The sequence below is a fragment of the Maritalea mobilis genome (assembly GCF_019800885.1).
GTDB lineage: Bacteria > Pseudomonadota > Alphaproteobacteria > Rhodobacterales > Rhodobacteraceae > Roseibacterium > Roseibacterium beibuensis.
Genome location: NZ_JAHVKE010000001.1, coordinates 1,011,950 through 1,037,028 on the forward strand (window position 1 = coordinate 1,011,950; position 25,079 = coordinate 1,037,028).

Annotated in this window: 27 protein-coding genes; 17 read left to right on the forward strand and 10 right to left on the reverse strand. The window is 68.0% G+C overall.

Translation table 11 applies throughout. The features are described 5' to 3' along the window. Positions 1 to 8: 8 nt before the first annotated feature. The 6 genes from KUV65_RS04915 to KUV65_RS04940 are packed head-to-tail and all read left to right on the forward strand — an operon-like array spanning position 9 to position 4,952. On the forward strand, positions 9 to 1,142 hold the full coding sequence (locus KUV65_RS04915; RefSeq protein WP_222188088.1) for a glycosyltransferase family 4 protein: 1,134 nt from the start codon (positions 9 to 11) through the stop codon (positions 1,140 to 1,142). Beyond that, positions 1,139 to 2,110: a mitochondrial fission ELM1 family protein gene (locus KUV65_RS04920; RefSeq protein ID WP_222188090.1), complete on the forward strand. Its 972-nt coding sequence runs from the start codon at positions 1,139 to 1,141 to the stop codon at positions 2,108 to 2,110. The genes KUV65_RS04915 and KUV65_RS04920 overlap by 4 nt, the downstream gene beginning before the upstream one ends. A 33-nt stretch (positions 2,111 to 2,143) precedes the next feature. Beyond that, complete coding sequence (locus tag KUV65_RS04925; RefSeq protein ID WP_222188092.1) at positions 2,144 to 2,905, forward strand: hypothetical protein; 762 nt, start codon at positions 2,144 to 2,146, stop codon at positions 2,903 to 2,905. 13 nt (positions 2,906 to 2,918) lie between these two features. Then, positions 2,919 to 3,560: a sulfotransferase family 2 domain-containing protein gene (locus KUV65_RS04930; RefSeq protein ID WP_222188094.1), complete on the forward strand. Its 642-nt coding sequence runs from the start codon at positions 2,919 to 2,921 to the stop codon at positions 3,558 to 3,560. Between the two features lie 20 nt (positions 3,561 to 3,580). Further along, positions 3,581 to 4,225, forward strand: a complete 645-nt coding sequence (locus tag KUV65_RS04935; RefSeq protein ID WP_222188096.1) for a sulfotransferase family protein — start codon at positions 3,581 to 3,583, stop codon at positions 4,223 to 4,225. A 25-nt stretch (positions 4,226 to 4,250) separates the two neighbouring features. After that, positions 4,251 to 4,952, forward strand: a complete 702-nt coding sequence (locus KUV65_RS04940; protein WP_222188098.1) for a putative nucleotide-diphospho-sugar transferase — start codon at positions 4,251 to 4,253, stop codon at positions 4,950 to 4,952. Between the two features lie 4 nt (positions 4,953 to 4,956). Here the strand turns inward: KUV65_RS04940 and KUV65_RS04945 are convergent, their stop codons facing one another. Next, positions 4,957 to 5,655 (reverse strand): sulfotransferase family 2 domain-containing protein, encoded by a 699-nt coding sequence (locus tag KUV65_RS04945; RefSeq protein ID WP_222188100.1) that lies wholly within the window; start codon positions 5,653 to 5,655, stop codon positions 4,957 to 4,959. Positions 5,656 to 5,864: 209 nt separating this feature from the next. On the opposite strand from KUV65_RS04945, the gene KUV65_RS04950 reads away from it, so the two are divergent. The 7 genes from KUV65_RS04950 (at position 5,865) to KUV65_RS04980 (ending at position 11,885) form a co-directional block, all read left to right on the forward strand. Beyond that, positions 5,865 to 6,635, forward strand: coding sequence for a sulfotransferase family 2 domain-containing protein (locus tag KUV65_RS04950; RefSeq protein WP_222188102.1), 771 nt, complete (start codon positions 5,865 to 5,867; stop codon positions 6,633 to 6,635). A gap of 279 nt (positions 6,636 to 6,914) precedes the next feature. After that, entirely contained in the window at positions 6,915 to 7,934 is a 1,020-nt protein-coding gene (locus tag KUV65_RS04955; RefSeq protein WP_222188104.1) for a ligase-associated DNA damage response exonuclease, read from the forward strand. After that, on the forward strand, positions 7,924 to 8,814 hold the full coding sequence (locus KUV65_RS04960; protein WP_222188106.1) for an alpha/beta hydrolase: 891 nt from the start codon (positions 7,924 to 7,926) through the stop codon (positions 8,812 to 8,814). The genes KUV65_RS04955 and KUV65_RS04960 overlap by 11 nt, the downstream gene beginning before the upstream one ends. After that, the gene (locus tag KUV65_RS04965) at positions 8,811 to 10,409 is read left to right on the forward strand and encodes an ATP-dependent DNA ligase (protein WP_222188108.1); all 1,599 of its coding nucleotides are present in this window, start codon (positions 8,811 to 8,813) and stop codon (positions 10,407 to 10,409) included. The genes KUV65_RS04960 and KUV65_RS04965 overlap by 4 nt, the downstream gene beginning before the upstream one ends. Positions 10,410 to 10,490: 81 nt before the next feature. Next, positions 10,491 to 10,859, forward strand: a complete 369-nt coding sequence (locus tag KUV65_RS04970) for a spore germination protein GerW family protein (protein WP_222188110.1) — start codon at positions 10,491 to 10,493, stop codon at positions 10,857 to 10,859. 4 nt (positions 10,860 to 10,863) lie between these two features. Next, positions 10,864 to 11,421, forward strand: coding sequence for a DUF2953 domain-containing protein (locus tag KUV65_RS04975; RefSeq protein WP_222188112.1), 558 nt, complete (start codon positions 10,864 to 10,866; stop codon positions 11,419 to 11,421). Continuing rightward, the gene (locus KUV65_RS04980) at positions 11,418 to 11,885 is read left to right on the forward strand and encodes a hypothetical protein (RefSeq protein WP_222188114.1); all 468 of its coding nucleotides are present in this window, start codon (positions 11,418 to 11,420) and stop codon (positions 11,883 to 11,885) included. The genes KUV65_RS04975 and KUV65_RS04980 overlap by 4 nt, the downstream gene beginning before the upstream one ends. Positions 11,886 to 12,218: 333 nt before the next feature. Here KUV65_RS04980 and KUV65_RS04985 read toward each other — a convergent pair whose 3' ends face one another. The 5 genes from KUV65_RS04985 to KUV65_RS05005 all read right to left on the reverse strand — a co-directional run bounded on the left by KUV65_RS04985 (position 12,219) and on the right by KUV65_RS05005 (position 15,564). Further along, complete coding sequence (locus KUV65_RS04985; protein WP_222188116.1) at positions 12,219 to 12,998, reverse strand: gamma-glutamyl-gamma-aminobutyrate hydrolase family protein; 780 nt, start codon at positions 12,996 to 12,998, stop codon at positions 12,219 to 12,221. 102 nt (positions 12,999 to 13,100) lie between these two features. Then, on the reverse strand, positions 13,101 to 13,487 hold the full coding sequence (locus tag KUV65_RS04990) for a RidA family protein (RefSeq protein WP_222188118.1): 387 nt from the start codon (positions 13,485 to 13,487) through the stop codon (positions 13,101 to 13,103). Then, positions 13,480 to 13,653, reverse strand: coding sequence for a DUF2256 domain-containing protein (locus tag KUV65_RS04995; protein WP_222188119.1), 174 nt, complete (start codon positions 13,651 to 13,653; stop codon positions 13,480 to 13,482). The genes KUV65_RS04990 and KUV65_RS04995 overlap by 8 nt, the downstream gene beginning before the upstream one ends. A 126-nt stretch (positions 13,654 to 13,779) precedes the next feature. Further along, positions 13,780 to 15,318: an FAD-binding domain-containing protein gene (locus KUV65_RS05000; protein ID WP_222188120.1), complete on the reverse strand. Its 1,539-nt coding sequence runs from the start codon at positions 15,316 to 15,318 to the stop codon at positions 13,780 to 13,782. A gap of 54 nt (positions 15,319 to 15,372) precedes the next feature. After that, entirely contained in the window at positions 15,373 to 15,564 is a 192-nt protein-coding gene (locus tag KUV65_RS05005) for a hypothetical protein (protein WP_222188121.1), read from the reverse strand. A gap of 140 nt (positions 15,565 to 15,704) precedes the next feature. Here KUV65_RS05005 and pepN point away from each other — a divergent pair, with 140 nt between their 5' ends. Further along, positions 15,705 to 18,302 carry an aminopeptidase N gene (pepN, locus tag KUV65_RS05010; RefSeq protein ID WP_222188124.1) on the forward strand — a complete coding sequence of 866 codons (2,598 nt, stop codon included), beginning with the start codon at positions 15,705 to 15,707 and terminating at the stop codon, positions 18,300 to 18,302. A gap of 289 nt (positions 18,303 to 18,591) precedes the next feature. Here the strand turns inward: pepN and KUV65_RS05015 are convergent, their stop codons facing one another. Continuing rightward, positions 18,592 to 19,365 carry a heparan-alpha-glucosaminide N-acetyltransferase gene (locus tag KUV65_RS05015; RefSeq protein WP_222188126.1) on the reverse strand — a complete coding sequence of 258 codons (774 nt, stop codon included), beginning with the start codon at positions 19,363 to 19,365 and terminating at the stop codon, positions 18,592 to 18,594. Positions 19,366 to 19,490: 125 nt separating this feature from the next. On the opposite strand from KUV65_RS05015, the gene KUV65_RS05020 reads away from it, so the two are divergent. Then, on the forward strand, positions 19,491 to 20,438 hold the full coding sequence (locus tag KUV65_RS05020) for a lysophospholipid acyltransferase family protein (RefSeq protein ID WP_222188128.1): 948 nt from the start codon (positions 19,491 to 19,493) through the stop codon (positions 20,436 to 20,438). A 98-nt stretch (positions 20,439 to 20,536) separates the two neighbouring features. Continuing rightward, positions 20,537 to 20,947, forward strand: coding sequence for a hypothetical protein (locus KUV65_RS05025; RefSeq protein ID WP_222188130.1), 411 nt, complete (start codon positions 20,537 to 20,539; stop codon positions 20,945 to 20,947). 15 nt (positions 20,948 to 20,962) lie between these two features. On the opposite strand, the gene KUV65_RS05030 is transcribed toward KUV65_RS05025, so the two are convergent. From KUV65_RS05030 to KUV65_RS05040, 3 genes are all read right to left on the reverse strand, one after another. Further along, positions 20,963 to 21,910 (reverse strand): transglycosylase SLT domain-containing protein, encoded by a 948-nt coding sequence (locus KUV65_RS05030; RefSeq protein ID WP_222188132.1) that lies wholly within the window; start codon positions 21,908 to 21,910, stop codon positions 20,963 to 20,965. A gap of 99 nt (positions 21,911 to 22,009) precedes the next feature. Next, a complete protein-coding gene (locus KUV65_RS05035; protein ID WP_222188134.1) occupies positions 22,010 to 22,603 on the reverse strand; it encodes a transglycosylase SLT domain-containing protein in 594 nt (197 codons plus the stop codon). Between the two features lie 218 nt (positions 22,604 to 22,821). Continuing rightward, positions 22,822 to 23,382: a type 1 glutamine amidotransferase domain-containing protein gene (locus tag KUV65_RS05040; protein ID WP_222188136.1), complete on the reverse strand. Its 561-nt coding sequence runs from the start codon at positions 23,380 to 23,382 to the stop codon at positions 22,822 to 22,824. A gap of 173 nt (positions 23,383 to 23,555) precedes the next feature. Between KUV65_RS05040 and gatB the strand changes: the two genes are divergently transcribed. Continuing rightward, positions 23,556 to 25,079 (forward strand): Asp-tRNA(Asn)/Glu-tRNA(Gln) amidotransferase subunit GatB, encoded by a 1,524-nt coding sequence (gatB, locus tag KUV65_RS05045; protein ID WP_222188138.1) that lies wholly within the window; start codon positions 23,556 to 23,558, stop codon positions 25,077 to 25,079.

The window sequence follows — 25,079 nt, forward strand, 5'->3', positions numbered from 1 at the left end:
CCAGATCGATGCGGGTCGCCCAATTGGTGCCGGCGCTTGGCGATGGCGGGGTCGAGCGCAGCGCGGTCGAGATGGCCGCGCGGCTCTCGGCCGAGGGCCACCCGAACTGGGTGGTCAGCGCGGGCGGTCGGCTCGAGGCCGAGCTTGCGGCCCTGGTTACCGGCCATCTTCGGCTGGAGATCGGGCGCAAGTCGCCCCTGGCCATCCGCGCCAACGCCACCCGTCTTGCCCGCTGGATCGACGCCGAGGGGATCGACCTCATCCACGCCCGCAGCCGCGCACCGGCCTGGGTCGGCTGGCTGGCCAGCCGCCGCGCACGGCGCAAGCCTGCCTTCCTGACCACTTTTCACGGGGTCTACGGCCACAAGGGCGCGCTCAAGCGCTGGTATAATGGCGCGATGCTGCGCGGCCCGGTCGTGATCGCCAATTCCGAGTTCATCCGCGATCACCTGCAAACGGTCTATGGCGTTGCGCCGGGTCGCATCCTCGTCGCCCCGCGCGGCGTGGACGAGGCGCGCTTCGACCCTGCGAAGGTAAGCGGAGCGGCGACCGCTGCGATCCGCACCGAATTCGGGGCCGGGGACCGTCCCCTTCTGGTGCTGGTCGCCCGGATCAGCCGCTGGAAGGGCCATAGGCTGCTGCTGGAGGCGTTGGAGCAGGTCACGGATCTGCCGTGGCGCCTTGCGCTGGTCGGCGGGACGGATTCCGACACGCTGGAGGCCGAGTTGCGGGCGCGGGTTTCGGACGGGCCGCTGACAGACCGCGTCATCTTCACCGGCAGCCGCTCGGACATACCCGCGATCCTGGCCGCCGCCGACCTCGCCTTTTCCGTCTCGACCGAGCCCGAGGCCTTCGGGCGCGCCGTGATCGAGGCGGGCGCGATGGAAACCCCGGTGATCGGCGCGGCCCATGGCGGCACCGTGGAGACACTCATCGCGGGCGAAACCGGCTGGACGGTCCCCCCCGGGGACGCGACGGCGCTGGCCGCGCGCATTCGCGCCGCCCTGACCGACCCCGAAGGCGCGCGGGCCATGGGCCGGGCGGGCCGCGCGCATGTGCTGAGCTGCTTCACCACGCGCCACACGCTCGATGCGGAGCTTGAGGGCTACCGCCGCGCGCTGGCGGAACGGGGGGCGGCATGACCGACGCCCCGCGAGTCTGGATCCTGGGCGATGGCCGGATCGGCCATGCAGTGCCCATGATCGGCGTGGCCGAGCGCGCCGGATGGCCCTACGAGATGCGGCAGGTCGCCCCGCGCAAACCCTTCGAGTTGTTGGCCCCCTTCGGCCCCATCGACCCGGCCGAGGCGCCGGGCCGCGCGGACAGCCCGCTTGCCCCGCCCTACCCCGATATCTGCATGGCCTCGGGTCGGCGGACGATCCCGTACCTGCGGCACCTCAAGTGCGTCTCGCCCTGCACCTTCACCGTGCTGTTCCGCATGCCGCGCACGGCGCGGACGGGCGCGGACCTGATCGTGGTGCCCGAGCATGACGGGTTCACCGCCCCGAACGCCATCACTGTCCCGGTCCTGCCGCATCGCTTCTCGCCCGACCGGCTGGGCGCCGCCCGCGCCGCACCGCCCAGCGCCCTGGAGGGCCTTCCAAAGCCTCGCGTCGCTGTGCTGATCGGCGGCGACAGCCGGCATCATACCTTCACGCCGGACGATATTGCGCGCCTCACGGCGGGGCTGAACAACCTTGCCGAAAGCGGCGCGGGCCTGATGGTGACGCTCTCGCGTCGCACGCCCGAACCGCTCGCCGACGCGATCACGGCGCTTGGGAAGGCCGAGACCGTTTATGTCTGGGACGGGACCGGCGAGAATCCCCTGACCGCGATCCTCGCGCTCTCCGACGCGCTTGTCGTCACCGCCGATTCCACCAACATGGTCGGCGAAGCTGCGGCCACCGGCGCCCCGATCCACCTGTTTCACCCCTCGGGCGGGCATCCGAAGATCACCCGCGCCTACGAGATCCTCGGACGCGCCGCCAATATCCGCCCCTTTCCGGGGCCGCTCGACGGCACGGCCTACCCGCCCATCGACACGACCGCGGACGTTCTGGCCGAGATCGAGGCACGCTTTGCCGCCCACCGCGCCCGCAACAGCGCTTGACGCCGGACGCCCTACGCGGGAAGGAACGCCGCGATGACTGAGACACGCACAGATGACAGCCGCCAGACGGTGATCTGCCTTAAATGGGGGGATCGCTACGGGCCCGATTACGTCAACCGGATGTATCGCATGGTCAGCCGCAACACGGCGCGGCCCCTGCGCTTCGTCTGCTTCACCGATGACCCGACCGGCATCGGCGACGGGGTCGAGGTCAAGCCCATGCCGCCCTTCGACCTGCCCGAGCGGATGCGCTTTCACCCGTTCCGGCGCATGTTCCTGTTCGAGGAGACGCTGGACGACCTCTCCGGTCCGCTGCTGCATCTCGACCTCGACCTTCTGGTAACCGGCTCGATCGACGCGTTCTTCGATTACAAGCCCGAGGCGCGCTTCGTCGTGGCCGAGAACTGGACGCAGAAGGGCCAGGGCATCGGCAACATGTCGGTTTTCCGCTTCCGCGTGGGCGAGTTGACCGAGGTGTGGGAACGCTTCCGCCCCGATCCCGGCGCGATGATGGACCTCTACCGCAACAGCCAGACCTTCGTCTGCCGCACGCTGGGCGAGGTGGAGTTCTTTCCCGAGGACTGGTGCCTCAGCTTCAAGCATTCGCTGGTTCCGACCTGGCCGCTGCGCTTCTTCGTGGCGCCGAAACTGCCGCCCGAGGCACGCACCGTGGCCTTTACCGGCAAGCCCGATATCGACGAGGCGACGCGCGGCGAATGGCCAGTGCGCGCAGGTTGGAAGAAGCTCTACAAGCACATCCGCCCCGCCCCCTGGATCGCCGATCACTGGCGTTGAGCGGGAAAAACCCATGCCCCTGGCCGAGATAAATGGAAAGACCGTCCTCTTCGCCCATGTGCCGAAGACGGGCGGCTCCTCCATCGAGCGGTACCTGGCGACGCACGGGACGGTGACGCTGAAGTCAGACCGGCGCGCCGAGGGCTTTCCCTGCTCGGCGCAGCACCTGCATGCCGAACCGCTGTCCAGCCTGGTCGAGGCGGCCACGGTCGACCTGAGTTTCATGATGGTGCGCCACCCCGTCGCCCGGATCGCCAGCGAATACCGCTACCAGATGCGCAAGCGCGGCTGGCTGCGCGACCGGCTGAGCTTTTCCGGGTGGCTGCGCTATGCCCTGACCCGGCGCGCGATGAATCCCTGGTACCGCGACAACCATTTCCGGCCGCAGCACGAGTTCGAATTGCCTGGCGCCGAGGTGTTCCGCTTCGAAGACGGTGTCGATGCCTGCATCGCGATTCTGGCCGAACGGCTGGGAACACCGCCGCCCGCCAAGCAGATCCGCGAGAAACCCTCCCCCGCCCGCGCCTTCGCCTTTTCCAGCGGCGACCTTGCGCGGATCGAGGCGGTCTATGCCGAAGACCTCGCCCGCTACGGCTATGGCATGGGGCGCGACGCCCTGTTGGAGGCCGGGCTTGGCGCGGATATGCTGCCGTGATGGAAAAGACTGCCCCCACCATGACCGACACAGCCGCCATCACCGCCGCTGACCCGGTCGAAAAGGTCTTCGTCATCGGCCTGTCCAAGACGGGCACGACCACGATGAAGGACATGCTGACGACGCTGGGTTACCGCGTGCGCGGCCCGTCCAAGACCCTGCTGGCCGCGATCCGCGCCGGTGACATGGACGCGGCCCTGCCGGTGATGGAGGCCTATGACGCCTTCGAGGACTGGCCCTGGCCGCTGGTCTACCGCAAGGCCTACGAGGTCTATGGCGACCGCGCGCGCTTCATCCTGACCGTGCGCCGGGACGAAGACACCTGGTTTCGCTCGATCGAGCAGCACGGCTATGGCACCAGCCCCCTGAAATCCATGAAGGATGCCTACGGCCACTACCGGCCTTTCGGGCGCAAGGCCCAGTTCACGGCGCTTTACCGCGACCACAACGCCGCCGTGCGGGCGTTCTTTGCCGACAAGCCGGGCCTATTCATGGAATTTTGCCTCGAACACGGGGATAGCTGGGACAAGCTCTGCCCGTTCCTCGGTCACCCGGTTCCGACGGATGAACCCACGCCCCACCGCAACAAGACCGCCAAGGGCAAACGGGCGCTGAACCGCAAGCTGAACGCCCTGATCGCGCCGATCTACGCGCGCCTGCCCTGAGCCACGCAACACAAGAGGACATCCCGTGCCCGAGACCACCGACACACGCGGCGTGATCTACGTCGCAACCGGGGCCGCCTATGTCACCGACGCCTGCGCCTCGGCGCGCACGCTGCGCGAGGCAAGCCCGGGCATCGAGATCGACCTCTATTGCGACGCCGCCGACGGGGTCGAGGACGGGCTGTTCGACAAGATCCATATCATCGAGAACCCGCACAAACGCTCAAAGGTCGATTACATCTGGCAAACCCGCTTCGACCGGGCGCTGTTTCTCGACAACGACACGCGGATCGTCGCGGATATCTCCAATCTGTTCGACCTGCTCGACCGGTTCGACCTGTGCCTCGCGCATGCCCATTCGCGCGAACGTCCCTCGACCAACCAGACCTGGCGCACCGAGATCCCAAGCTGTTTTCCGCAACTCAACAGCGGCGTCTTCCTGTTCCGCAGGTCCGAAGCCGTGGTCGCGATGTTTCGGGAGTGGGCCGACGCCTACCATGCGAACGACTTCGCGCGCGACCAGGTCACCCTGCGCGAGTTGATCTGGCTGTCGGATCTGCGGCTGTTCGTGCTGCCGCCTGAATACAACATCCGCTATCCGAAATACCTCGAAGTCTGGGACGACAACGAAGCGCATCCCAAGATCCTGCATTACCCGGAATTCACCTCGGGCCGGACCGGCAAGCTGCGGCACGCGTGGAACAAGCTGCGGGGCCGCAAAGATTGACCGCTCAGAAGGTCATGCCGAACAGGTCGATCTCGCGCGCATAGCGGCGGCGGACGATCTCGGCGGACTCGTCGGTATAGAAATCGCGGTAATCGCGCTTGGCCTTGGTGCGGAAACTGCCCTTGGCGCGCGGCAGGACAGGCACGTGGTCAAGCCCGAGGCTGCCGACGAAGCTGGCGAAATCCTCCGCCAGCGTTTCATAACGCATCACGGTATCGGCGACGCTCTTGCCGTTGATCGAGTAGATCTCGAACGTCTTCATCTCGGGCCGCCAGACCCTGCGACGCACGAACTGCTCAAAACTGGGCTTCTCATCCAGCTTTCGCGTTGCCCAGAAATACAGCGACACTTCCCGGTCCCAGGCATTTCGCACGATCGTCACCTTGCGGTAGCTGTCGAACTCTGCCGGGTCCATGCGGCGGCGGACAAGCGCGGCCGGCATGTGCTGGAAATAGGAAAAGCCGGATTTGCGCGCCCGTGCTCCCATCCGGTGCAACAGCGCCGCGCCGAGCGGGCGGTAGGCAGGCGGAACATGGTAATTCTGCGGGCCGCGCCGCGCCGGATCGTCCTCGCGTTCCACGGCGTTCATCGGCGTGATGACATCCTCGGGGCCGCAGATCTCGGACAGCGCCAGCTCGACGCTGCTCCCAGCGGTTTTCTGCGTCTTGAGAAAGATGAACCTGTGACGGTGCGAGATGATCATGGGGCGCGGGCCGGGTCGGATCGGCCAGAACGGCCTTGGGCTGGAGGTCAGGCTTACGCGCCCCCCTTCCCCTTGTCCAGTTCGCGCCCCCGGCGCGGTCGCTTGCCTTGCCAGGGGCAGGCCAGTAAGACGCGATGCATGGAGCGATGCGACCGCTCCGTCCGCATCCCCGCGCCGCTGACCGAAGAAGATCTGACGGATATGCACCCATGACGGCCGTTCTGCCGACCACGACCGAGCCCATGCCGCCCTTCTTCTGGCTGCACATCCGCAAGAGCGCGGGGCAATCCACCCGGGCGGTGCTGCACGAGACCTATGCCCAGTCCTGCCGCCGCGGCAACATCCAGAACTTTCCCGAAAGCCCGCCGAGCGAATGGAACGACGTGCTGAACAACCACCGCGTTCCGCTGGGGCGCTGGCAGTTCCGCCGCTGCATCTACGCGCGCGATTTCATCTACCGCGAGCATTGGGACAAGATGGTGCGCTTCGCCTTCAGCCGCGACCCGCTTGAGCGCTGCATCAGCGGGTTCTTCTACCTCGACAAGCCGGGCTATCGCGGCGGGCTGCTGAGCCGCTCGGCCCGGCTGCCGATCGGCCCCCTGCGCCGGACCGCGCTGAACCACCGGTTTGACCGTCACCTGGGCAAGATCGAAGCCTGCCTCGCCAGCCCGGTCGCGGAAAAGCCGCACGGCGTGCATTTCGCCACGCACACCGCGCCCATGTGGCCCGATATCGTGGACGAAGACGGGAAAATCCTGCTCAGTCACGTCTTCGACCTGAGGGATTTCGACAAGGGCATCGCGTTGGTGCACGAGCTTTGCGGCCTGCAGCCGCCGCCGCGCGCGACCGTCGAGAAAAAGACGAACGTCAACGCGCGCCGCATGCCCTTCACTCCCACGCGCCAGCAGATCGCCCGGGTCGAAAAGATCTACGAGCGGGATTTCACGCTGCATCACGACCACCTGCACAGGTTCGACTGATCCGGGCGCCCCGTTGACGGATCCGTTGTTTTGCGCGAGCCGCGCCTCTGGAAACCGGCCTGCGCGAGGTCTGCCAGGAGGTGTTCGGCCATTTCGACGGGTGGAGCAGCGCCACTCGGAGCGGACCGGGGCAAGGTCCCTACGCGACAACGTCTCGGACGCGGAAATGGCCATGATCGAGCGCCTCTATCCTCGGGATCTCGCCCTCTACGCCAAGGTGACGGACCAGACCGCCTGACGCGCCTGTTCGGGAGGTGCATTCCTTCCTATAACAATCCCATGGTTCTGGAATTTACCGAAGCCGGCATCTATTGCCCCGCGGGCGACGCCTATATCGACCCGTGGCGGCCGGTCGAGCGGGCGCTGATCACCCACGGTCATAGCGACCATGCGCGATGGGGCCACCGCGCCTACCTCGCGACCGAGGCCGCCGCGCCGGTGATCCGGCATCGGCTGGGCGATATCCGTCTGCAAACCACCCCCTACGGCGAGGTGCACCGGATCGGCGACGCCAATATCAGCTTCCATCCCGCGGGCCACGTCCCCGGCTCGGCCCAGATCCGGGTCGAGGTGGGGGGCGAGGTCTGGGTCGCCTCGGGCGATTACAAGGTGGTCGATGACGGGCTGTCCGAGCCGTTCGAACCGGTGCGCTGCGACACCTTCATCACCGAGTCGACCTTCGGGTTGCCCATCTACACATGGACGCCACAGGACGTGCTGGCCGAGGAGCTGAACCAGTGGTGGGCCGACAGCGCGGCGCAGGGCAAGCGCGCCGTGCTTGGCGTCTATGCCCTTGGCAAGGCGCAGCGCATCCTGCGGCTGCTGGACCCGTCCATCGGCCCGATCCTGACCCATGGCGCGGTCGAGGCGGTGACACAGGTGCTGCGCGACCAGGGGCTGTCCCTGCCCGACACGGTTCAGATCAGGGCCGAAACCGACCTCAAGGCCTATCCCGGCGCGATGGTTCTGGCCCCGCCCTCGGCGCTCGGGACGCACTGGATGCGCAAGCTGGGGCCGGTCTCGACCGGCTTTGCCTCAGGCTGGATGCGGCTGAGGGGCGTGCGGCGCAGGCGGGCGGCGGACCGCGGCTTCATCGTGTCCGATCACGCCGATTGGGACGGGTTGAACACCGCCATCGCCGAGACCGGGGCCAGCCGCGTCTATGTCACCCATGGCTACACCGCGCAGTTTTCGCGATGGCTGTCGGACCAAGGCTACGAGGCCGGGATTGTCGAAACCGAATATGGCGGCGAAACGCTCGATGACGCCGAACCGGAAGGAACACCTGATGAACGCTGAGCTGACCCTCAAGGACCGCTTCTATCGCGGCATGGCACGATACGTGGACAAGCCCACGCTGGCGAACGTGCCGTGGCAAAAGGCGTTGCGTGTCCTCTTTGCGGTCTCCGCGCTGTCGGGCGGGAAGAAACCACGCGGCACGCAGGTTGAAAGCGATGGGCGCGACGGGCTGATGATCACCCCGCCGGGCGTGGGCCCGGACGCGCCGCTTCTGTTCTACATCCATGGCGGCGGCTTCACCATCGGCAGCCCGCGCACGCACCTTGCGCTGGCCAGCCACGTCGCCAATGCGGCGGGCATGCGGATGCATATGCCGGGTTACCCGCTGGCGCCGGAAAACCCGTTTCCCGCCGCGCCTGACGCGATCCTTGCCGCCTACCGCGCCCATTGCGACGCGGGCGACCCGCCGGCCGCCATCGGCGGGGACAGCGCGGGCGGCAACCTTGCGCTCGGGACCGTCATGGCCGCGCGCGACGCGGGCCTGCCCCTGCCGCGCGCCATCGCGCTGATCGCGCCTGCGCTGGATCTGAGCGGCGATATCGAGGCCCGCGCCGCCGAAGCCGAAGCCGAATACCTGATCCCCGCGGCCTGGGCGCAGCGCGTCTTCGACGCCTATCTCGACGGGGCCGACCCGACCGATCCGCGCCTCAGCCCGCTTAAGGGCGATCTGGCGGGTCTGCCGCCGATCATGGTGCAGGCCAATGACGGCGAGGCGCTGGCGCCCGACGCCCGCGCGCTGGCCGCCCGCCTGCCCGAGACGCGGCTCGACCTGTGGCACGGGTTGCAGCATGTCTGGCACCTGCGCGCCGGCACCACCCCCGCAGGCACCCGCGCCTGCGCAGAACTCGGCGCCTGGATCAAGGAGACCGCGGCGGCATGAAACGCTTCGCCGCGATGTTCACGCGGCTGGATCAGACCAACTCGACCAAGGCCAAGACCGAGGCGCTTGCGGACTATTTCCGCGACGCGACCGAGGCCGACAAGCTGTGGTGCATCGCGCTTCTGTCAGGCCGCCGCCCGCGCCGGACGATCACCACGACCAAGCTGCGCGAATGGGCGGCCGAGCGCGCGGGCATCCCGCTCTGGCTGTTCGAGGCCTGCTACCCCGTGGTGGGCGATCTGTCGGAAACCATCGCGCTGGTCCTGCCGCCCAACACGCGCGACGCGGAGCTCAGCCTGGCCGAGTGGATTGCGCGTCTGCGCGCCCTGGATGCCGAGGACGAGGAGGCGCGCAAAACCGCCATCCTCGACGCGTGGGACAGCCTCGGCCCGGTGGAACGCTTCGTCTTCAACAAGCTTCTAACCGGAGGCTGGCGCATGGGAGTCAGCCAGAAACTGATGACCCGCGCGCTGGCACAGGCCACCGGCATAGACGAGGCCGAACTGACCCACCGGCTTATGGGCGACTGGACCCCCGACAGCGTGACATGGCAAACCCTGATCGAGGCGCCGGACCCGACCGCCGACCTGTCGCGCCCCTACCCGTTCTACCTCGCCTACCAGTTGGAGGACGCGCCCGAGGACCTCGGCGATGTCTCCGACTGGCTGGCCGAGCGCAAATGGGACGGCATTCGCGGCCAGGTGATTCTGCGCGGGGGCGCGCATTGGCTGTGGTCGCGGGGCGAGGACCTGATGACCGACCGCTTCCCGGAACTGGCGCGCCTGCGCGATTTCATCCCCGAGGGCACCGTGATCGACGGCGAGGTGCTGGCCTGGGACGCCGAGGCCGCCCGCCCCCTGCCCTTTGCCCGCTTGCAGCCGCGCATCGGGCGCAAGACGGTGCCGAAAAAGCTTCTGAAAGAGGCGCCCGTGATCGTCATGGCCTATGACCTGCTGGAATGGGGCGGCGAAGACTGGCGCGATCGCCCCCTGTCCGAGCGGCGGGCGCAGCTGGAAACCCTTGCATCAGACCTGCCCGAGGGCGCGCCCCTGCGCCTGTCCCCCTCGGTCGAGGCCGACACATGGGCCGAGCTGACCGAGGCCCGTTCCATCAGCCGCGAGATCGGGGCCGAGGGGCTGATGCTGAAACGCCGCGCCGCGCCTTATCTCGCGGGCCGCAAGAAGGGCGATTGGTGGAAATGGAAGGTCGATCCCCTGACCATCGACGCGGTGATGATCTATGCGCAGGCGGGTTCCGGGCGGCGCGCGACACTCTATACCGATTTCACCTTCGCGGTCTGGGACGGGGACGCGCTTGTGCCCTTCACAAAGGCCTATTCCGGCCTGACGGACGCCGAGTTTCGCAAGATCACCGCCTGGGTGCGCAAGAACACCACCGACCGCTTCGGCCCGGTCCGCGCGGTCAAGCCCCACCATGTCTTCGAGATCGCCTTCGAAGGCATCCAGGAAAGCCCCCGCCATAAATCCGGCGTTGCCCTGCGCTTTCCCCGCATGGCGCGCTGGCGCCAGGATAAGCCGGTATCCGAGGCCAACACGCTCGATGACCTGAAGGCGATGCTGGCGCAATACGGCTGATGCCCTGACCTGCATCAAGGCGACTCGATCATCTCATGTGCAACATACCGGCGTCTTTTCTCGGCACGCAGGGAGGTTGCCATGACGGACGTGGACGCGCTTTTGAAATCGACGGTCGAAGAACTCGACAAGCTGCTCAATCCAAAGAACGTGCTCGGCGACCCGATCGAGCGGGATGGCGCAACGGTCATTCCCATTGTCAGCTACGGCTTCGGCTTTGGCGCGGGCGGCGGCGAAGGCGCCGGCGATGCCGGCAAGGGCCAAGCGCAGGGCAAGGGCGGCGGCGCTGGCGCCGGTGGCGGGATCAAGCCGCTGGGGGCGATCATCATCGACCAGAACGGCGCGCGCGTCGAAGCGGTGAAAGGCGCCATGACCTCGGTCGCGACCGTGCTGGCCGAAACCGCGGGCCGCGCCATGGGGCGCAACGCGGCCAAGGAAGACGACGCCTGAACAGATGGCGACCGCGCTCGGCATCCTTTTGACTCTGCTCGTGGCAGTGGTGTTGCTGGCCCTGCTGCCGTGGCACCTGCGGTTTCGGGCGCGCACCGCACCGGCGGAGGTCCGGGTGGACCTGCGCCTGTTGGCCGGCCATGCGCCAGCCATCCCGCTGACGGGTGGCAAACGGCGCGACAAGCCTGCGCGAGATCGGAAAAAACGTCCCGCCACCCACCGCGCCTCGCGCCACCTGCGCAGGTTGCAACAGATGCAGGGTGTGGGTGCCTTGGTCGCAGGCCTGCTATCGGCCTTTCGCCTGCGCGACCTTGAACTGGACGGGCGGATCGGCACCGGTGACCCCGCCGATACCGGCACGCTCTGGGGCTGCCTCACCCCCCTGATCTACGGGCCGGGACAGGCCGTGCGCCGGATTGAGATCGTGCCGGATTTCGCCCACCGGGTGTTCGAGTTCAGCGCCGCGGGCACCCTGGCGATCCGCCCCGACCGGGTGCTGGGAACCGGCCTGCGCTTTGCCTGGGTCAATCGCGGGATGCTCTTTTCACGGGGTCCCGCATGAGACGGCGGCGCGTCTCCCTCGGCCCGGTGCGGCACTGCGGACCCAACGCGGTCAGCACCGTGGAGGAGGTCACGCTCGACGTGAGGCGCGGCCCGTCCCCCGAGCGCGGTCTGGCCGGATGGGGCGAGAAACGCCCCCTTGCCATCCTGATCCAGACGCCCGGCGGCCTCATCGCCACCACGCCCGATGGCCGCCCCCTCGCCCCCGACACGCTCGACGCGCTCTGCCCGGGTGCGCGGGCTCACCTGACACCAGACCGGATCAACCAAGGAGGAGACCAGATGGAAACCAAGGACATCATCCAATACGCCCATGCGCTTTACGACGCCCATGGCGACAAGGCCGAGGCCGAAGCAGCGCAGAAGGCTGCCGCCGCCCGCGACGAGGGCAACGCCGCAGACGCCGAGAAATGGGACAAGATCCGCCTCCATATCAAGGAGTTGCGCGGCCCCAAATCGACCTGAGCGCACACGCCGGAGCGCGGGGTGCCTTGCTGCAAGGCGAAACGCGCGCTCCACGCGCCATGGCTCGACATGGTCACACCGCGCATCGCGCTGGCGGTGCCGCTTGGCTGCGCGCCGGTGGTGGCCCGCCACGCCCATGCTTTGCGGCGATGCGGCCCAATCGGACAGCGCGGGGCTTGCCAATGCGCTGGCCGCCATGGCGGCGCTTATTAGGGAACGGCGCCTCGTGACCCCCTTTCGAGATGAAAACGAGAGGGTCAAACGTATCGCCATCGGCCCAAGGCATGACCGAAGCGGCGCAAAAGCGGGGTTTTCCTTACAGCGAAGGGCCGATCAGGCGACCTCGGCGACCGAGACAGGCCGTTTCCTGGCCTGCCAGTCCCGCGCCGCCTGCCCGAAGGCCTCGAACAGCGGGCGGCTGACCGGGTCGGTCGCCGCGCGATACTCCGGGTGCCACTGGACCGACAGGGTGAAGCCGGGCGCGTCCTTCACATAGGTCGCCTCGGGCGTGCCGTCGGGCGCATGGCCGTCGATCACGATCCGTGCGCCCGGCGTCTTGATCCCCTGCCCATGCAGCGTGTTCGTCATCACCTCGGTCGAGCCGAAGAGCCGATGAAACGGCCCGCCTTCGGTGAAGGTGACGGTATGGCGGAGGGCGAATTTCTCTTCAATCGTGCCATCGGGCGGCATGCGATGGTTCATGCGTCCGGGCAGGTCCCGGATCTCGGGGTAGAGCGTGCCCCCCATCGCCACGTTGACCTCCTGGAAGCCCCGGCAAACGCCGAAGATCGGCTGTCCCCGCTCGACGCAGGCGCGGATCAGCGGCAAGGCCACCGCGTCGCGCGCCCGGTCGAACGCGCCATGCGCCTCGGTCGCGTCCTCGCCATATTCCTCGGGGTGCACGTTGGGCCGCCCGCCGGTGAACAGGAACCCGTCGCAGGCCGTCATCAATTCCTCGGTCGCCACGAAGCGCGGATCGGCCGGGATCAGCAGCGGCATGCAATCGGCCACGCAGGCGATCGCCTCGGAATTCATCGTCCCGCCCGCATGGGTCGGATACTCGTCATTGACGAGGTGATGGTTGCCGATGATGCCAATGACGGGCCGGGCCATGATTGTCCTTCCGGGTGGTTCCGATCCACCCCGATATAGCCCGGCAAATCGCCGCCGCAAAGGGACAGCCCCGCGCAGACCGCCCGCAGCCCGTGCACATGCCTAAGAGTTGGGCAGTCTTGCGGTCACTTCGATCTCGATTTTCATGCGCGGGTCCTGCAAGGCCGCCACGATCATGGTCGCGGCGGGCCGCGCCTCGCCCAGCCAGTTGCGCGTCACCGGCCAGCAGGCGGGCCAATCTTCGGCATCGGGCAGGATGTAGCGCACCCGCACCACGTCGGCCATCGAGGCCCCGGCCTCGGCCAGCGCGCCGGCGATGGTGCGAAAGGTCTGATCGGCCTGCGCGGCCACGTCGTCGGAGATCTCCATCGTCGCATAGTCGAACCCGGTCGTGCCCGCGACGAAGACCCAGCCATCGGCCACCACGGCGCGCGAATACCCGATCTCGGCCTCGAAGGGCGATCCGGTCGAAATCAACTTGTCAGCCATCCTGCCCCCCGCTCTTGCGCCCGCGCTTTGCCTCGGCCCGGCAGCGGTCCGAGCAATAGCGCACTTCGTCCCAGACCTTCTCCCATTTCTTGCGCCAGGCAAAGGGCCGCCCGCATTGCGCGCAGGTCTTTTGCGGCAAATCCGACTTCCGGCGCATCTTGGCCATCGCTTCCCCTTTCCGGGCCACCCCGCCCCATCTTTATCCCTCAAATATGCAAACCAGCGCCGAAAGGGGCTCAAGGCCCCTTGAGGCGCTTGCCAGGGCGACGCGGCGAAGGCGCGGCGCACCCTCTCACAGGTCCATGCGCAATTGCCGGGCGTCGCCGCCCCCGCGCCGCCGGGGTGCACGGTCATTCACGAAATGCCGCCCCGCGCCCCGATCCTTGCGGCTGGCATGCTTCTCCACGATCCGCGCGGCTTCGTCGCGGAAGGCCGCGCCGCGCCGCACACCCCAGACCTTTTCGCGCGCCTCCTTCGCGGCCCTGGCCACATCCACCAGCGGGACCGGATAGCGTTTGCCCAGGAGTCGCCCCGCCCCCTCCCAACGCCACGGTTCCTGCAGGAACGCATCCGGCACCTCGGCCAGTTCCGGCACCCACCGCCGCGTGAAAACCCCGTCCGGGTCCTGGTCATGCCCCTGCTTGACCGGGTTGTAGATGCGCACTGTGTTCATGCCGGTCGTGCCCGATTGCATCTGCACCTGCGGCCAGTGGATGCCCGGTTCGTAATCGGTGAACATCCGCGCGAGATGCGGCCCGGTCGCGCGCCAGTCCAGCCACAGGTGATAGGAGGCCACCGCCACCAGCATCGAGCGCATCCGGAAATTCAGCCAGCCGCCATGGGCGAGGTACCGCATGCAGGCATCGACAAAGGGCAGGCCCGTCTCTCCGGCCTGCCACGCCGCCAGACGCGCGGCATCGGGCGTGGCCGGGCGCAGAGCCTCATAGGCCGGGTGCAGGCAGCGCGTCTCGATGCTCGGCTGATCCTCCAGCTTCTGCATGAAATGGTCGCGCCAGGCGAGCCGCGCCTCGAAGCTTTTCAGGGACCCGGCCCACCCCTCGCGCGTGCCCTTCACCTCGGTTTTGCGCGCCTTGGTCGCCTGCACCACCTCGCGCGGGCTGAGCGTGCCCCAGGCCAGGTGCGGCGACAGGCGGGAACAGGCGCCCTCCCCGGTCAGGGGAGAGGACATGTCGCGGCGATAGCTGCGTCCGCGTTCGGTCAGGAACCCCTGCATCAGCGAAAGGCCGTGCGCGCGCCCGCCCTTCTGACGCCCCGGGCAGGGGTCGAAGGCAAGGCCCAGGTCGCGCGCATCCGGGATCGCCCCCGCCTCTTCCGGCAGGGGCTTCAGCGCCTCGGGCGCGGCCGTCGCTTTGCGCCGCATGGCCTTTTCGCGGCCGGCGGCCCACCCGTCGCGCCCCGACAACCGCCGCACCACGCCCAGTTGCGGCACCTCGACCCAGGCGATCCCGGCCTCGCGCGCCCAGGCCCCCACGCGGCGATCCCGCGCATAGGTCCAGAGGTTGCCGGTTTCCTCGGTGCTGACGATCTGCGCGATGCCGTGCCGCGCGCAGAGCGTCTGCAGCACCTCCACCGCATCGCCCGTGCGCACCACCAGCGGCGCGCCCAGCCCGGCCAGGTCGTCCCGCAACCCGGCCAGGCTCTCGGCCACGAAGCGCCATTGCCGGGCCGAGGCGTCGGGCTGCGCCCAAAGCTCGGGCTCGACGATGTAAAGGGGCAGAACGCACGCACCCCGCCCGGCCGCCTCGGCGAGTGCGGGGTTGTCGTGAATGCGCAGGTCGCGCTTGAACCAAACGAGAACATTGCCGCTCATGGGCGGTCAGATAAGGGGAAATCGCCGCGCGTCAAAGCGATTCCCCGAACTGCCTCAATCGACCGCAGCAGACGGCGCGCTGCCGGATTCCAGCCCTTCGGCAATCGGGTCGCCCGAGCCGAGCATTTGCAGCGCAACGAAACCGACCAGCGCCAACACGGCAAAGGCGATGACCAACCGCAGGGCGATCATCGAGGGTTTGTGGCGGCGTTCCTGTTTTTCCAGATTGGTGTCGGGGGCGCTCATCTGAGGTCTCCTGTCCTGTTCTTGCGTCACCCCCTCAACGCCGCAGGTGCGAAATGGTTCCCGTTCTGCCGCTTGGCCCGGTTGCGGCCCCGCCCCGCGCGGCCTAGCTTTCAGACAGCCCCAACGACAGGACCCGCGCCATGAAGGACGCCGCCCCCCAGCCGATCCACCTTGCCGATTACCGTCCACCCAGCCACCTGGTGGAGAGCGTACACCTGACCTTCCGGCTGTCGCCCAACGACACGCGCGTGAAGTCGAAAATCGCCTTTCGCGCCAATCCCGAGGGGCTGGACGAGGGCAACCTGCGCCTCGACGGCGAGAACCTGCGCCTGATCACGCTGTCGCTGAACGGCAAGCCGCTGACGGCCTTCGACTACCTGCTGACGCCCGAGGGCCTGACCATCCCGGCCGAGCGCCTGCCCGGAGACGCCTTCACGCTGGAGGCCGAGGTCGCCATCGACCCCGAGGCGAATACCGCGCTGGAGGGGCTTTACACCTCGAACGGCATGTTCTGCACCCAGTGCGAGGCCGAAGGTTTCCGCAAGATCACCTTCTACCCCGACCGCCCCGACGTGATGGCACCCTTCACGGTGCGCATTGAAAGCGACCTTCCGGTGCTCCTGTCGAACGGCAACCCCATCGCCCAGGGCGACGGCTGGGCCGAGTGGCACGACCCCTGGCCCAAACCCGCCTATCTTTTCGCGCTGGTCGCGGGCGATCTTGTCGCCCATTCCGACCGCTTCACGACCGCCAGCGGCACGGATGTCGACCTCAATATCTGGGTGCGGCCCGGGGACGAGACCCGCTGCGCCTATGCGATGGACGCGCTGAAACGCTCGATGGCCTGGGACGAGCAGGTCTATGGCCGCGAATACGATCTGGACGTGTTCAACATCGTCGCCGTGGACGATTTCAACATGGGCGCGATGGAGAACAAGGGGCTGAACATCTTCAACTCCAAATTCGTGCTCGCCAGCGCCGAGACCGCCACCGACCGCGATTACGACTTCATCGAGGGGATCGTCGCGCACGAGTATTTCCACAACTGGACCGGCAACCGCATCACCTGTCGCGACTGGTTCCAGCTGTGCCTCAAGGAGGGGCTGACCGTCTTTCGCGACCAGCAGTTCAGCGCCGACATGCGCAGCGCCCCAGTCAAGCGCATCGAGGACGTGCTGCAACTGCGCGCGCGCCAGTTCCGCGAGGATGCCGGCCCGCTGGCCCACCCCGTCCGGCCCGAAACCTATATCGAGATCAACAACTTCTACACCGCCACGGTCTACGAGAAGGGCGCCGAGGTCATCCGGATGCTGCGCGAGCTGGTCGGCCCCGATGCGTGGCGCGCCGCCCTTGACGTGTATTTCGCCCGCCATGACGGGCAGGCCTGCACCATCGAGGATTGGCTTCAGGTCTTCGAGGATGTCGCGCAACGCGACCTCAGCCAGTTCAAGCGCTGGTATTCGCAGGCGGGCACCCCGCGCGTGACGGCGGAGTGGTCCATCGCGGGCGACGACCTGACCCTGACCCTGCAGCAAGAGGTGCCGGAAACCCCCGGCCAGCCGCTCAAGGAACCCGCGCTGATCCCCGTGCGGCTCGGCTTTCTCAGCCCCGAGGGCGTGGACCTGTTGCCCGACACGGTGCTGGAGCTCGACAGCCCGGACCTCACCCGCACATGGGACCTCGCCGCCCTCGCGCGCGAGGCCGGTGTGCCCCGCCCGGACCGGGTGATCCCGTCGCTGCTGCGCGGCTTCTCGGCGCCGGTCATCCTCGACGCGCCGCTCTCGGCCGAGGATCGCGCGGTGCTGCTGGCCCATGACAGCGACCCGTTCAACCGATGGGAGGCAGGCCGCAGCCTGCTGCGCGAGGCCATTGTCGCCGACCTGTCCGGAACGCCGTTCGACACCGGGATGGTGATCGACGCGATCGGCAAACTGGCCGGGGACGAAACGCTCGACCCGGCCTTCCGCGCGCTTGCGCTCGGCTTTCCGTCGGAGGATGACATCGCGCAGGCCGTCCATGATGCGGGCCTCGTGCCCGATCCGACCGCGATCCACGCAACCCGACAGGCCATGTCGGAGCGGATGGGCACGGCCCTGGCCCCCCTCTTCCGCCAGCTGTACGCGGCGCATGACCCCGGTCCCGATTACAGCCCCGACGCCGCCTCGGCCGGCAAGCGCGCCCTGCGCAACACCGCGCTGCGCTTCCTGTCGCCACCAAGCGACCCGTCGCTGGCCCGCGCACAGTTCGACGCCGCCACCAACATGACCGACCAGGTCGCGGCGCTGACCTGCCTGATCGCCGCGGGAGACCGAGAGGCCCCCGCCGCCTTCGAGGCGCAGTGGAAAGGCGACCGGCTGGTGATGGACAAGTGGTTCATGCTGCAGGTCAGCACAACGCCGCCCGCCGACGCCCTGGCGGTCGCCCAGACCCTGACCGAACACCCGCTCTTCGACTGGAAGAACCCCAACCGCTTCCGCTCGGTCATCGGCGGGCTCAGCATGAACCCGGCGGCCTTCCACGATCCCTCCGGCGCGGGCTACCGCTTCGTGGCCGACTGGCTGATCCGGATGGACGGCGCCAACCCGCAAACGGCGGCGCGGCTCTCCACCCTGTTCGAGACCTGGCCGCGCTATGACACCGACCGGCAGGAGATGATCCGCGCCGAACTGGACCGCATCGCCGCGACCGAGGGGCTGAGCCGCGACATGACCGAGATGGTGGCCCGCATCCGCGGGTGACCCGCGCGAGTCGGCGGGCGGGTCAAGGATCGCCCGAAGGGCGACCGCGCAACGCGCGGCTTGTCCTTGAGGCGACCGGCGACTCGCCTGCAGGCTCGGAATGGCCTGTTTGCCTGGCAGAATGGCCAGCAAACGGCCTCTCTGCAAAAAGCCGACCCCCGCCATGCCGCGCGCCGCATCCGGCCGGGCGCGCCCCCGCGCGGACCCGGCCAAAGGCCGACCCGCGCGCCACGCCCAAACCAAGGCGGCGTGGCGCAGCCATGCCGGCCTTGGGCGGGAGCCGCCCGCCTCAGCGGATCAGTTGCGTGTAGGACCAGACCAGCGCGATGAGGACCGGCTGGTGCAACAGGTAGACCCAAAGCGAATGCTTGCCCGGCCAGGCCAGCGCGCGGGCCAGGCGCCCGCCATTCCATGTCGCGGCCCGGGTCCAGAGGCCGGTGACCGTTCCGATCCGCCCCGCCGCCAGCCCCAGCAGGAACGGCCCCAGCCATGGGAACAGCGGCACGTAATCCACCGCGATGATCGGCACGGTCTGCAACCCCGTCCACCACAAGGGCCATGGATCGAAGAACGCAGAGCGCGCCACATGCGGCGCCGCGAAGGCCAGCGCCGCCAGCAGGATCAACCCCACCGCCGGGATGCGGATCATCAGCATCCCCACAAGGCTCGCCGCCGCGATGGCATGCAGGATACCGAAGAAGATGAAGGCCTGCGGGATCGCGATCCGGGTCGCCACTGTGATCAGAAGCGCCGCCGCCGCGATCTTGGCAAAGCGTTTCCAGAAGGACGGCCAGCGCGCGCCCTGCCCGTGCGCCAGCCACAGGCTCACCCCGGCGAGAAACAGGAACGACCCCGCCGTGCAGATCGCCAGCATCCGCCAGCCCCCGGTCAGAACCGTGCCGCGCGGCAGGTATCCGAATGTCTCGAGGTCATAGGCGAAGTGAAAGATCGCCATGGCCAGAAGCGCGAGGCTCCGCGCATGATCGAGCGCCAGCACCCGCCCGCGCCGCAACCACGTCCCGGCCCCCACCGCGGGGCCATGCCTGTGCACAAGATCAACCATCGCGCCCGACCCTAGCAGCGGCACTTCGCCTTGCCCATGCCCGACGCAAGCGGGGGGCTGGAAAGGGCGCTGCGGGATCCCCATGTCATGACGGCGTTACAGGAGCATGTGATCCGAAGGGTGCCATGCAGCCCGCCGCAGACCACTCCGATGCCTTCGACTGGCCGCCCGCCGCGGCGCCTGGCCCGGTCGAGGACCGGCTTGCCCCGCTGATCGAGGAGCGCGCGCCCTGGCTCTTCTCGGGACGGCGCGGCACGGCGACCGCGCGTGCCGTGCTCGACCGGCTTCTGGGTCAAAAACGCACCGTCGAGATTGCCACCGCGCTCGACCCGCATGCGGGCCCGCGCGTCATGGATACCGCGGCACGCCTCGTGTGTCGCAGGCTCGATGTCACGGGGCTCGGCAACATCCCCGCCACCGGACCCGCCCTGATCGTGGCCAACCATCCCACCGGCATCGCCGACGGCTTGACGCTTTGGCGGGCGCTGGCCACGCGGCGACCCGATCTCTTCTTCTATGCCAATGCCGATATCCTGCGCGTCCTGCCGCAACTGTCTCAGGTCATCGCCCCCGTCGAATGGCGCGAGGAGAAACGCTGCCACGCCAAGGCGCGCGCCACCATGGCCTACACCCGGCAGGCACTGGTCGAAGACGGGCGTCTCGGCGTGATCTTCCCGTCGGGGCGGCTGGCCAAGCGGCGCGGGCTGCGCCTGCATGAGCGGCCCTGGATGGCCTCCGCCGCGCAGATCGCGCGGCGCTTCGACGTGCCGGTGATCCCGATCCATATCCGGGCCCGCAATTCGGCGCTGTTCTATGCCTTCGACGCGATCCACCCCACGCTGCGCGACATCACCCTGTTCCACGAGGTGCTGAACAAGGCGCGCCAACCGTTTCGCGTCACCATCGGCGCGCCGATCCCGGCCGCCGATCTGCCCCGCGCCCCGGAGGCGGCGATTGCCCATCTGCGACGCGCCACCCTTGCCCTTGGCGAGGACCAGGGCGGCGGGGGGCTGTCGCTGCTCAAGGCCGGGCCGCCGCGCCTGCTGCCGTCGCCCCGGTTGGGCCTCGGCTGAGCGCCCGAGGGCCGCCGATCCGGCCGAAAAAGCGACCTGTCTCCAAGGTTTCCCAGTGGTGACACAAACTTGTCCAAATCGGGCGGTTTAACATCGCCATGACCGACACGTTCGAATACGCAGCCCGTCCGGGCAATACCGCGATCAGCCTCGCAGCCTTTGCCGGGCTTTCGTTTCTGACCGTGCAACTCTGGGCCGTGATCCCGGGCTACGTGCTGCTTCTGCTGCTGCCCGCCCTCGCGATCAGCCTTGCACAGATGATCTTCGTGCCGAACTGGGGGCTGCGCATGGGACGCTCGGTCTGGCAGCTGGATCTCGGGCGCGACAAGGCCTCAATCCCGGTCGGCCGGATCGCCTATCTGGAGGTCGCGGACCGCCGCGGACAAACCCGCATCGCGGTGGTTCTGGAGACGGGCGAGCGGATCGCGATGCCGAAACAGGCGCTGCCGGATCCCCTCGTGCTGATCCGCGAGGCGACCAGCCGCGGCATCCCCGTGCGCCACGCCTGACCCGTCCCGGCAGGATTACCCCGCGCGCGCCGGACGCACGACAGGACGGAGGCTCAACCGGTTCATCGGCCCCGAGATGGCCTCCATCACCACCGATCCGCCGGGCCGCGCGGCCTCGGCCAGGCCGGCGGGCCGCATTTGCGGGCGGGTGGCGGATTGGCAATAATCCTGCGACCGGACCCAGTTGCGCATATCCTCGCGCTTGCGGCGCGAATGGAACGGCCCCCAATCCGCGGCCACCCCGCGCATCCCTTCCGAGACGACATTATCGCGCGGCACGGTGATCCCCATGATGCGGATGCCGCAGCGCAGGTTCGCCGACCCGTCGAGCAGCGCCTCGGCGCTGGTCACGTCGCAATTGCGCCAGCGCGCCGTCCCCGGCGCGATCTGGACAAGGCCGAACCACTGCCCACCGCCACCCACGGCGCGCGGGTTATGCGTGCTTTCATGCCACGCCAGGGCCGAGATCAGCCCGGCCCAGAAGGCCGCGCGCTGACCGCGATCGGCATTGATGTATCCGGGGCACCAAGCCTCGATATCCTCGGGCACGGTGTCGAGCAGCGGCGCGCCCGGCCCACGCAGCGCGGCCATGACGGCGGCGGTCCAGCGGTCGCCCCGCGGATGTTCGTCCCACCGGGCGGCGGGCACCAGCCAGCCGTCGCGGCGGCGCGGCCTGAGGCTCCGCTGCGGGGCCAGCGCGCTGATCTCGGGTTCGGGCGGCAGGCTGACGGGGGTGTCGGCATCGGCCAAGGGGGGCGCTAGGACCATCTGGCCGGCCGTCACCTCGACCTCGGGCGTGCCTGGAAGAGTCATCTCGGGTGTGGCCGCGACAGGGCGCGGGATCGGGCGTAGCGACGACACCCCGGCAGGGCCGTCCTGCGCCGTCGCGGGCCGGGGCAAAAGCCCCGCCAGCACGATGCAGACGGCCAATGCCACAGCCTTGGTCAATGGCTTGGCAGCCATGCGCTCTCCCCCCAGTTGCGATCGCGCACCGCGTGACACTGCACCCGCACGCGCGAAAAGGCAAGGAAAACAAGGGGCGAACATGGGGCTTGGCCCGCGTCAGCCCGCGCAGAAGGGCTGTGCGCTGACCCAGGCGCGCATGTCCTCGCGCTTGTCGGATTGCACGAACGGCCCCCAATCGGCGGCCACGCCTCCGCGACCGCTGGCCACCACGCCATCGCGCGGCACGGTCGCTCCCCAGATCCGCAGCGCGCAGGAGAGGTTGGCCTCGCCATCGCGCAGGGCATCGCCGCTGGTGGCACGGCAGCCGTAATGGCGCGCGGTGGCCGGGCTGATCTGGACAAGCCCGAACCAGCGACCGCCGCCGCCCACGGCTTGCGGGTTCCAGGTGCTTTCATGGCGGGCCAATGCCGACAGCAGGCCAACCCAGAAGGCCTCGCGCTCGGCGCGGGTGCCCTCGGTATAGGCCGGGCACCAGGCCTCGATATCGGCGGGGACAAGGTCGGGCAGATGACCTGCGGGCGCGCCCTCTTCCAGCATGGCAAGGCTGGCATCGGTCCAGGCCGGGGCTTCGGGGCGGTGGTCCCAGCGCATCACGAACTCGGTCGGTTCCACTTCGGACGCGCCGAGCGGCAGCATGGAACAACCCGACAGGCCCAGCACGGCAGCCGCCGCCAGAATGAACGCTCGCATAATGATTTCTCGAAACTATTGCAGACAGCGCGGTGTGCCCGAGCCTGTATGGCTGAGTCCATCGCCCTGTGGAAAACCCGGCAAGGTCGGCAGAAGCCCGCCGAAACCGGGCGGAAAGAACCGCATCCGCCAGAAAACGACCGACGCCCCGTTCGGACATCCGAAACGGGGCGCCGGGGTGGTCAGCCTGAAGCCGACCGGGGGGAAAGATCCTGCGATCAGGCGGCCTTTTTCTCGTGGCGGCCTTCCTCGATCTCTTCGACGATCTTGCCGACGAACTCCTTCAGATCGTTCGGATTGCGGCTGGTGACGATACCACTGTCGGCCACGGCGGATTGATCGACCCACTCGGCGCCCGCGTTGATCACGTCGGTCCTGATCGAGTGATACGAGGTCATCTGGCGGCCCTTGGCAAGGCCAGCCTCGACCAGCAGCCACGGCGCGTGGCAGACGGCGGCGATGACCTTGCCGTCGCGCGCGAACGCCTTGACCGTCTCGATGGCGCGGTCATCGACGCGCAGCAGGTCGGGGTTGATCTGGCCGCCCGGCAGAACCAGCGCGTCATAGGCCGCGACATCGATCTGGTCGAAGGACAGGTCCGCCTCGGCCTCGCGGCCCCAGTCGCTGCCTTCCCAGCCCTTGATGGGCTTGCCATCGGGCGTGGCGACATGGACCGTCGCGCCCTTCACGCGCAACTGGTCACGCGGGAATTCCAGTTCCGACTGCTCGAACCCGTGGGTGGCGATGATCAGGATGTTCGACTCGGTGATGCTTGGCATGAGATGTCCTTTCGGCTCGCTTGCATTGACGTTGGAACGCGCCCGTTCGGCGCGCCCTTCGCAGTCAAAACGCGCGCGCCCGGCTTGCGTTCCATCGCTTGCCGCATGCCGCCCCCTTGCCCGCTTCGCGCCGCTGACCTAAACGCTTGGACAAACGAGACGGAGGCCCGAGAATGCTCGACCTGACCCCAGACGAAAAACCGACCCCGAAACCCAAGATCATCCCCGGCGCCAAGCAGGATTGGGAACTGGTGATCGGCATGGAGGTGCATGCGCAGGTCTCGACCCGCGCCAAGCTGTTCTCGGGCGCCTCGACGCAATTCGGGTCCGAGCCGAACTCGAACGTGGCCTTCGTGGACGCGGGCATGCCCGGCATGCTGCCCGTCATCAACGAGGCCTGCGTGGCGCAAGCGGTGCGCACCGGGCTGGGCCTCAAGGCCGAGATCCACCTGAACTCGGCCTTCGACCGAAAAAACTATTTCTACCCCGACCTGCCGCAGGGCTACCAGATCAGCCAGCTCTATCACCCGATCGTGGGCGAAGGCGAAGTGCTGGTCGAGATGGGCGACGGCACCGCGCGCACGGTGCGGATCGAGCGTATTCACCTCGAACAGGACGCGGGCAAGTCGATCCATGACATGGACCCGGCGATGAGCTTTGTCGATCTCAACCGCACGGGCGTCGCGTTGATGGAGATCGTCAGCCGCCCCGACATCCGCGGTCCCGAGGAAGCGGCGGCTTACGTCAGCAAGCTGCGCCAGATCATGCTTTATCTGGGCACCTGCGACGGCAACATGCAGAACGGCAACCTGCGCGCCGACGTGAACGTGTCGATCTGCCAGCCGGGCGCGTATGAAAAATACCGCGAGACGGGCGATTTCGGCTATCTCGGCACCCGCTGCGAGATCAAGAACATGAACTCGCTGCGGTTCATCCAGGCCGCCATCGAATACGAGGCGCGCCGCCAGATCGCCATCGTCGAGGGCGGCGGCAAGGTCGACCAGGAAACCCGCCTCTACGACGCCGACAAGGGCGAGACGCGCTCCATGCGCTCCAAGGAAGAGGCGCATGATTACCGCTATTTCCCCGACCCCGACCTTCTGCCGCTGGAAATCGAGCAGGCTTGGGTGGACGAGATCGCGGCCAACCTGCCCGAATTGCCAGACGCCAAGAAGGCGCGCTTCATCGGCGATTACGGCCTGTCGGATTACGACGCCAGCGTGCTGACCGCCGATCTGGAGGCCGCGCATTACTTCGAGTCCGTCGTGGCCGAGGCCAAGGACGGCAAATCCGCCGCGAACTGGGTCATCAACGAGCTGTTCGGTCGTCTCAAGAAGGACGAGAAATCCATCACCGACAGCCCGATCACGCCCGCGCAGCTGGGCCAGATCGTGAAGCTGATCAAGTCCGACGCCATCTCGGGCAAGATCGGCAAGGACGTGTTCGAGATCTCCTACACCACCGGGCGCGACCCCGAGGAGATCGTCGAGACCGAGGGCATGAAACAGGTCACCGATACCGGCGCGATCGAAACGGCGGTGGACGAGATCATCGCCGCCAACCCCGCGCAGGTGGAAAAGGCGCAGGCCAACCCGAAACTGGCGGGCTGGTTCGTGGGCCAGGTGATGAAAGCCACCGGCGGCAAGGCCAACCCCAAGGTCGTGAACGAGATCGTGACGGCGAAGCTGGGGCTGTAG

What these genes read in the sequence shown, in the direction of transcription:
- KUV65_RS04915 (WP_222188088.1), top strand. Translation starts at nt 9, where the DNA reads ATGCGGGTCGCCCAATTGGTGCCGGCGCTTGGCGATGGCGGGGTCGAG.
- KUV65_RS04920 (WP_222188090.1), top strand. Translation starts at nt 1,139, where the DNA reads ATGACCGACGCCCCGCGAGTCTGGATCCTGGGCGATGGCCGGATCGGC.
- KUV65_RS04925 (WP_222188092.1), top strand. Translation starts at nt 2,144, where the DNA reads ATGACTGAGACACGCACAGATGACAGCCGCCAGACGGTGATCTGCCTT.
- KUV65_RS04930 (WP_222188094.1), top strand. Translation starts at nt 2,919, where the DNA reads ATGCCCCTGGCCGAGATAAATGGAAAGACCGTCCTCTTCGCCCATGTG.
- KUV65_RS04935 (WP_222188096.1), top strand. Translation starts at nt 3,581, where the DNA reads ATGACCGACACAGCCGCCATCACCGCCGCTGACCCGGTCGAAAAGGTC.
- KUV65_RS04945 (WP_222188100.1), bottom strand. Translation starts at nt 5,655, where the DNA reads ATGATCATCTCGCACCGTCACAGGTTCATCTTTCTCAAGACGCAGAAA.
- KUV65_RS04950 (WP_222188102.1), top strand. Translation starts at nt 5,865, where the DNA reads ATGACGGCCGTTCTGCCGACCACGACCGAGCCCATGCCGCCCTTCTTC.
- KUV65_RS04955 (WP_222188104.1), top strand. Translation starts at nt 6,915, where the DNA reads ATGGTTCTGGAATTTACCGAAGCCGGCATCTATTGCCCCGCGGGCGAC.
- KUV65_RS04960 (WP_222188106.1), top strand. Translation starts at nt 7,924, where the DNA reads ATGAACGCTGAGCTGACCCTCAAGGACCGCTTCTATCGCGGCATGGCA.
- KUV65_RS04965 (WP_222188108.1), top strand. Translation starts at nt 8,811, where the DNA reads ATGAAACGCTTCGCCGCGATGTTCACGCGGCTGGATCAGACCAACTCG.
- KUV65_RS04970 (WP_222188110.1), top strand. Translation starts at nt 10,491, where the DNA reads ATGACGGACGTGGACGCGCTTTTGAAATCGACGGTCGAAGAACTCGAC.
- KUV65_RS04975 (WP_222188112.1), top strand. Translation starts at nt 10,864, where the DNA reads ATGGCGACCGCGCTCGGCATCCTTTTGACTCTGCTCGTGGCAGTGGTG.
- KUV65_RS04980 (WP_222188114.1), top strand. Translation starts at nt 11,418, where the DNA reads ATGAGACGGCGGCGCGTCTCCCTCGGCCCGGTGCGGCACTGCGGACCC.
- KUV65_RS04985 (WP_222188116.1), bottom strand. Translation starts at nt 12,998, where the DNA reads ATGGCCCGGCCCGTCATTGGCATCATCGGCAACCATCACCTCGTCAAT.
- KUV65_RS04990 (WP_222188118.1), bottom strand. Translation starts at nt 13,487, where the DNA reads ATGGCTGACAAGTTGATTTCGACCGGATCGCCCTTCGAGGCCGAGATC.
- KUV65_RS04995 (WP_222188119.1), bottom strand. Translation starts at nt 13,653, where the DNA reads ATGGCCAAGATGCGCCGGAAGTCGGATTTGCCGCAAAAGACCTGCGCG.
- KUV65_RS05000 (WP_222188120.1), bottom strand. Translation starts at nt 15,318, where the DNA reads ATGAGCGGCAATGTTCTCGTTTGGTTCAAGCGCGACCTGCGCATTCAC.
- KUV65_RS05005 (WP_222188121.1), bottom strand. Translation starts at nt 15,564, where the DNA reads ATGAGCGCCCCCGACACCAATCTGGAAAAACAGGAACGCCGCCACAAA.
- pepN (WP_222188124.1), top strand. Translation starts at nt 15,705, where the DNA reads ATGAAGGACGCCGCCCCCCAGCCGATCCACCTTGCCGATTACCGTCCA.
- KUV65_RS05015 (WP_222188126.1), bottom strand. Translation starts at nt 19,365, where the DNA reads ATGGTTGATCTTGTGCACAGGCATGGCCCCGCGGTGGGGGCCGGGACG.
- KUV65_RS05020 (WP_222188128.1), top strand. Translation starts at nt 19,491, where the DNA reads ATGCAGCCCGCCGCAGACCACTCCGATGCCTTCGACTGGCCGCCCGCC.
- KUV65_RS05025 (WP_222188130.1), top strand. Translation starts at nt 20,537, where the DNA reads ATGACCGACACGTTCGAATACGCAGCCCGTCCGGGCAATACCGCGATC.
- KUV65_RS05030 (WP_222188132.1), bottom strand. Translation starts at nt 21,910, where the DNA reads ATGGCTGCCAAGCCATTGACCAAGGCTGTGGCATTGGCCGTCTGCATC.
- KUV65_RS05035 (WP_222188134.1), bottom strand. Translation starts at nt 22,603, where the DNA reads ATGCGAGCGTTCATTCTGGCGGCGGCTGCCGTGCTGGGCCTGTCGGGT.
- KUV65_RS05040 (WP_222188136.1), bottom strand. Translation starts at nt 23,382, where the DNA reads ATGCCAAGCATCACCGAGTCGAACATCCTGATCATCGCCACCCACGGG.
- gatB (WP_222188138.1), top strand. Translation starts at nt 23,556, where the DNA reads ATGCTCGACCTGACCCCAGACGAAAAACCGACCCCGAAACCCAAGATC.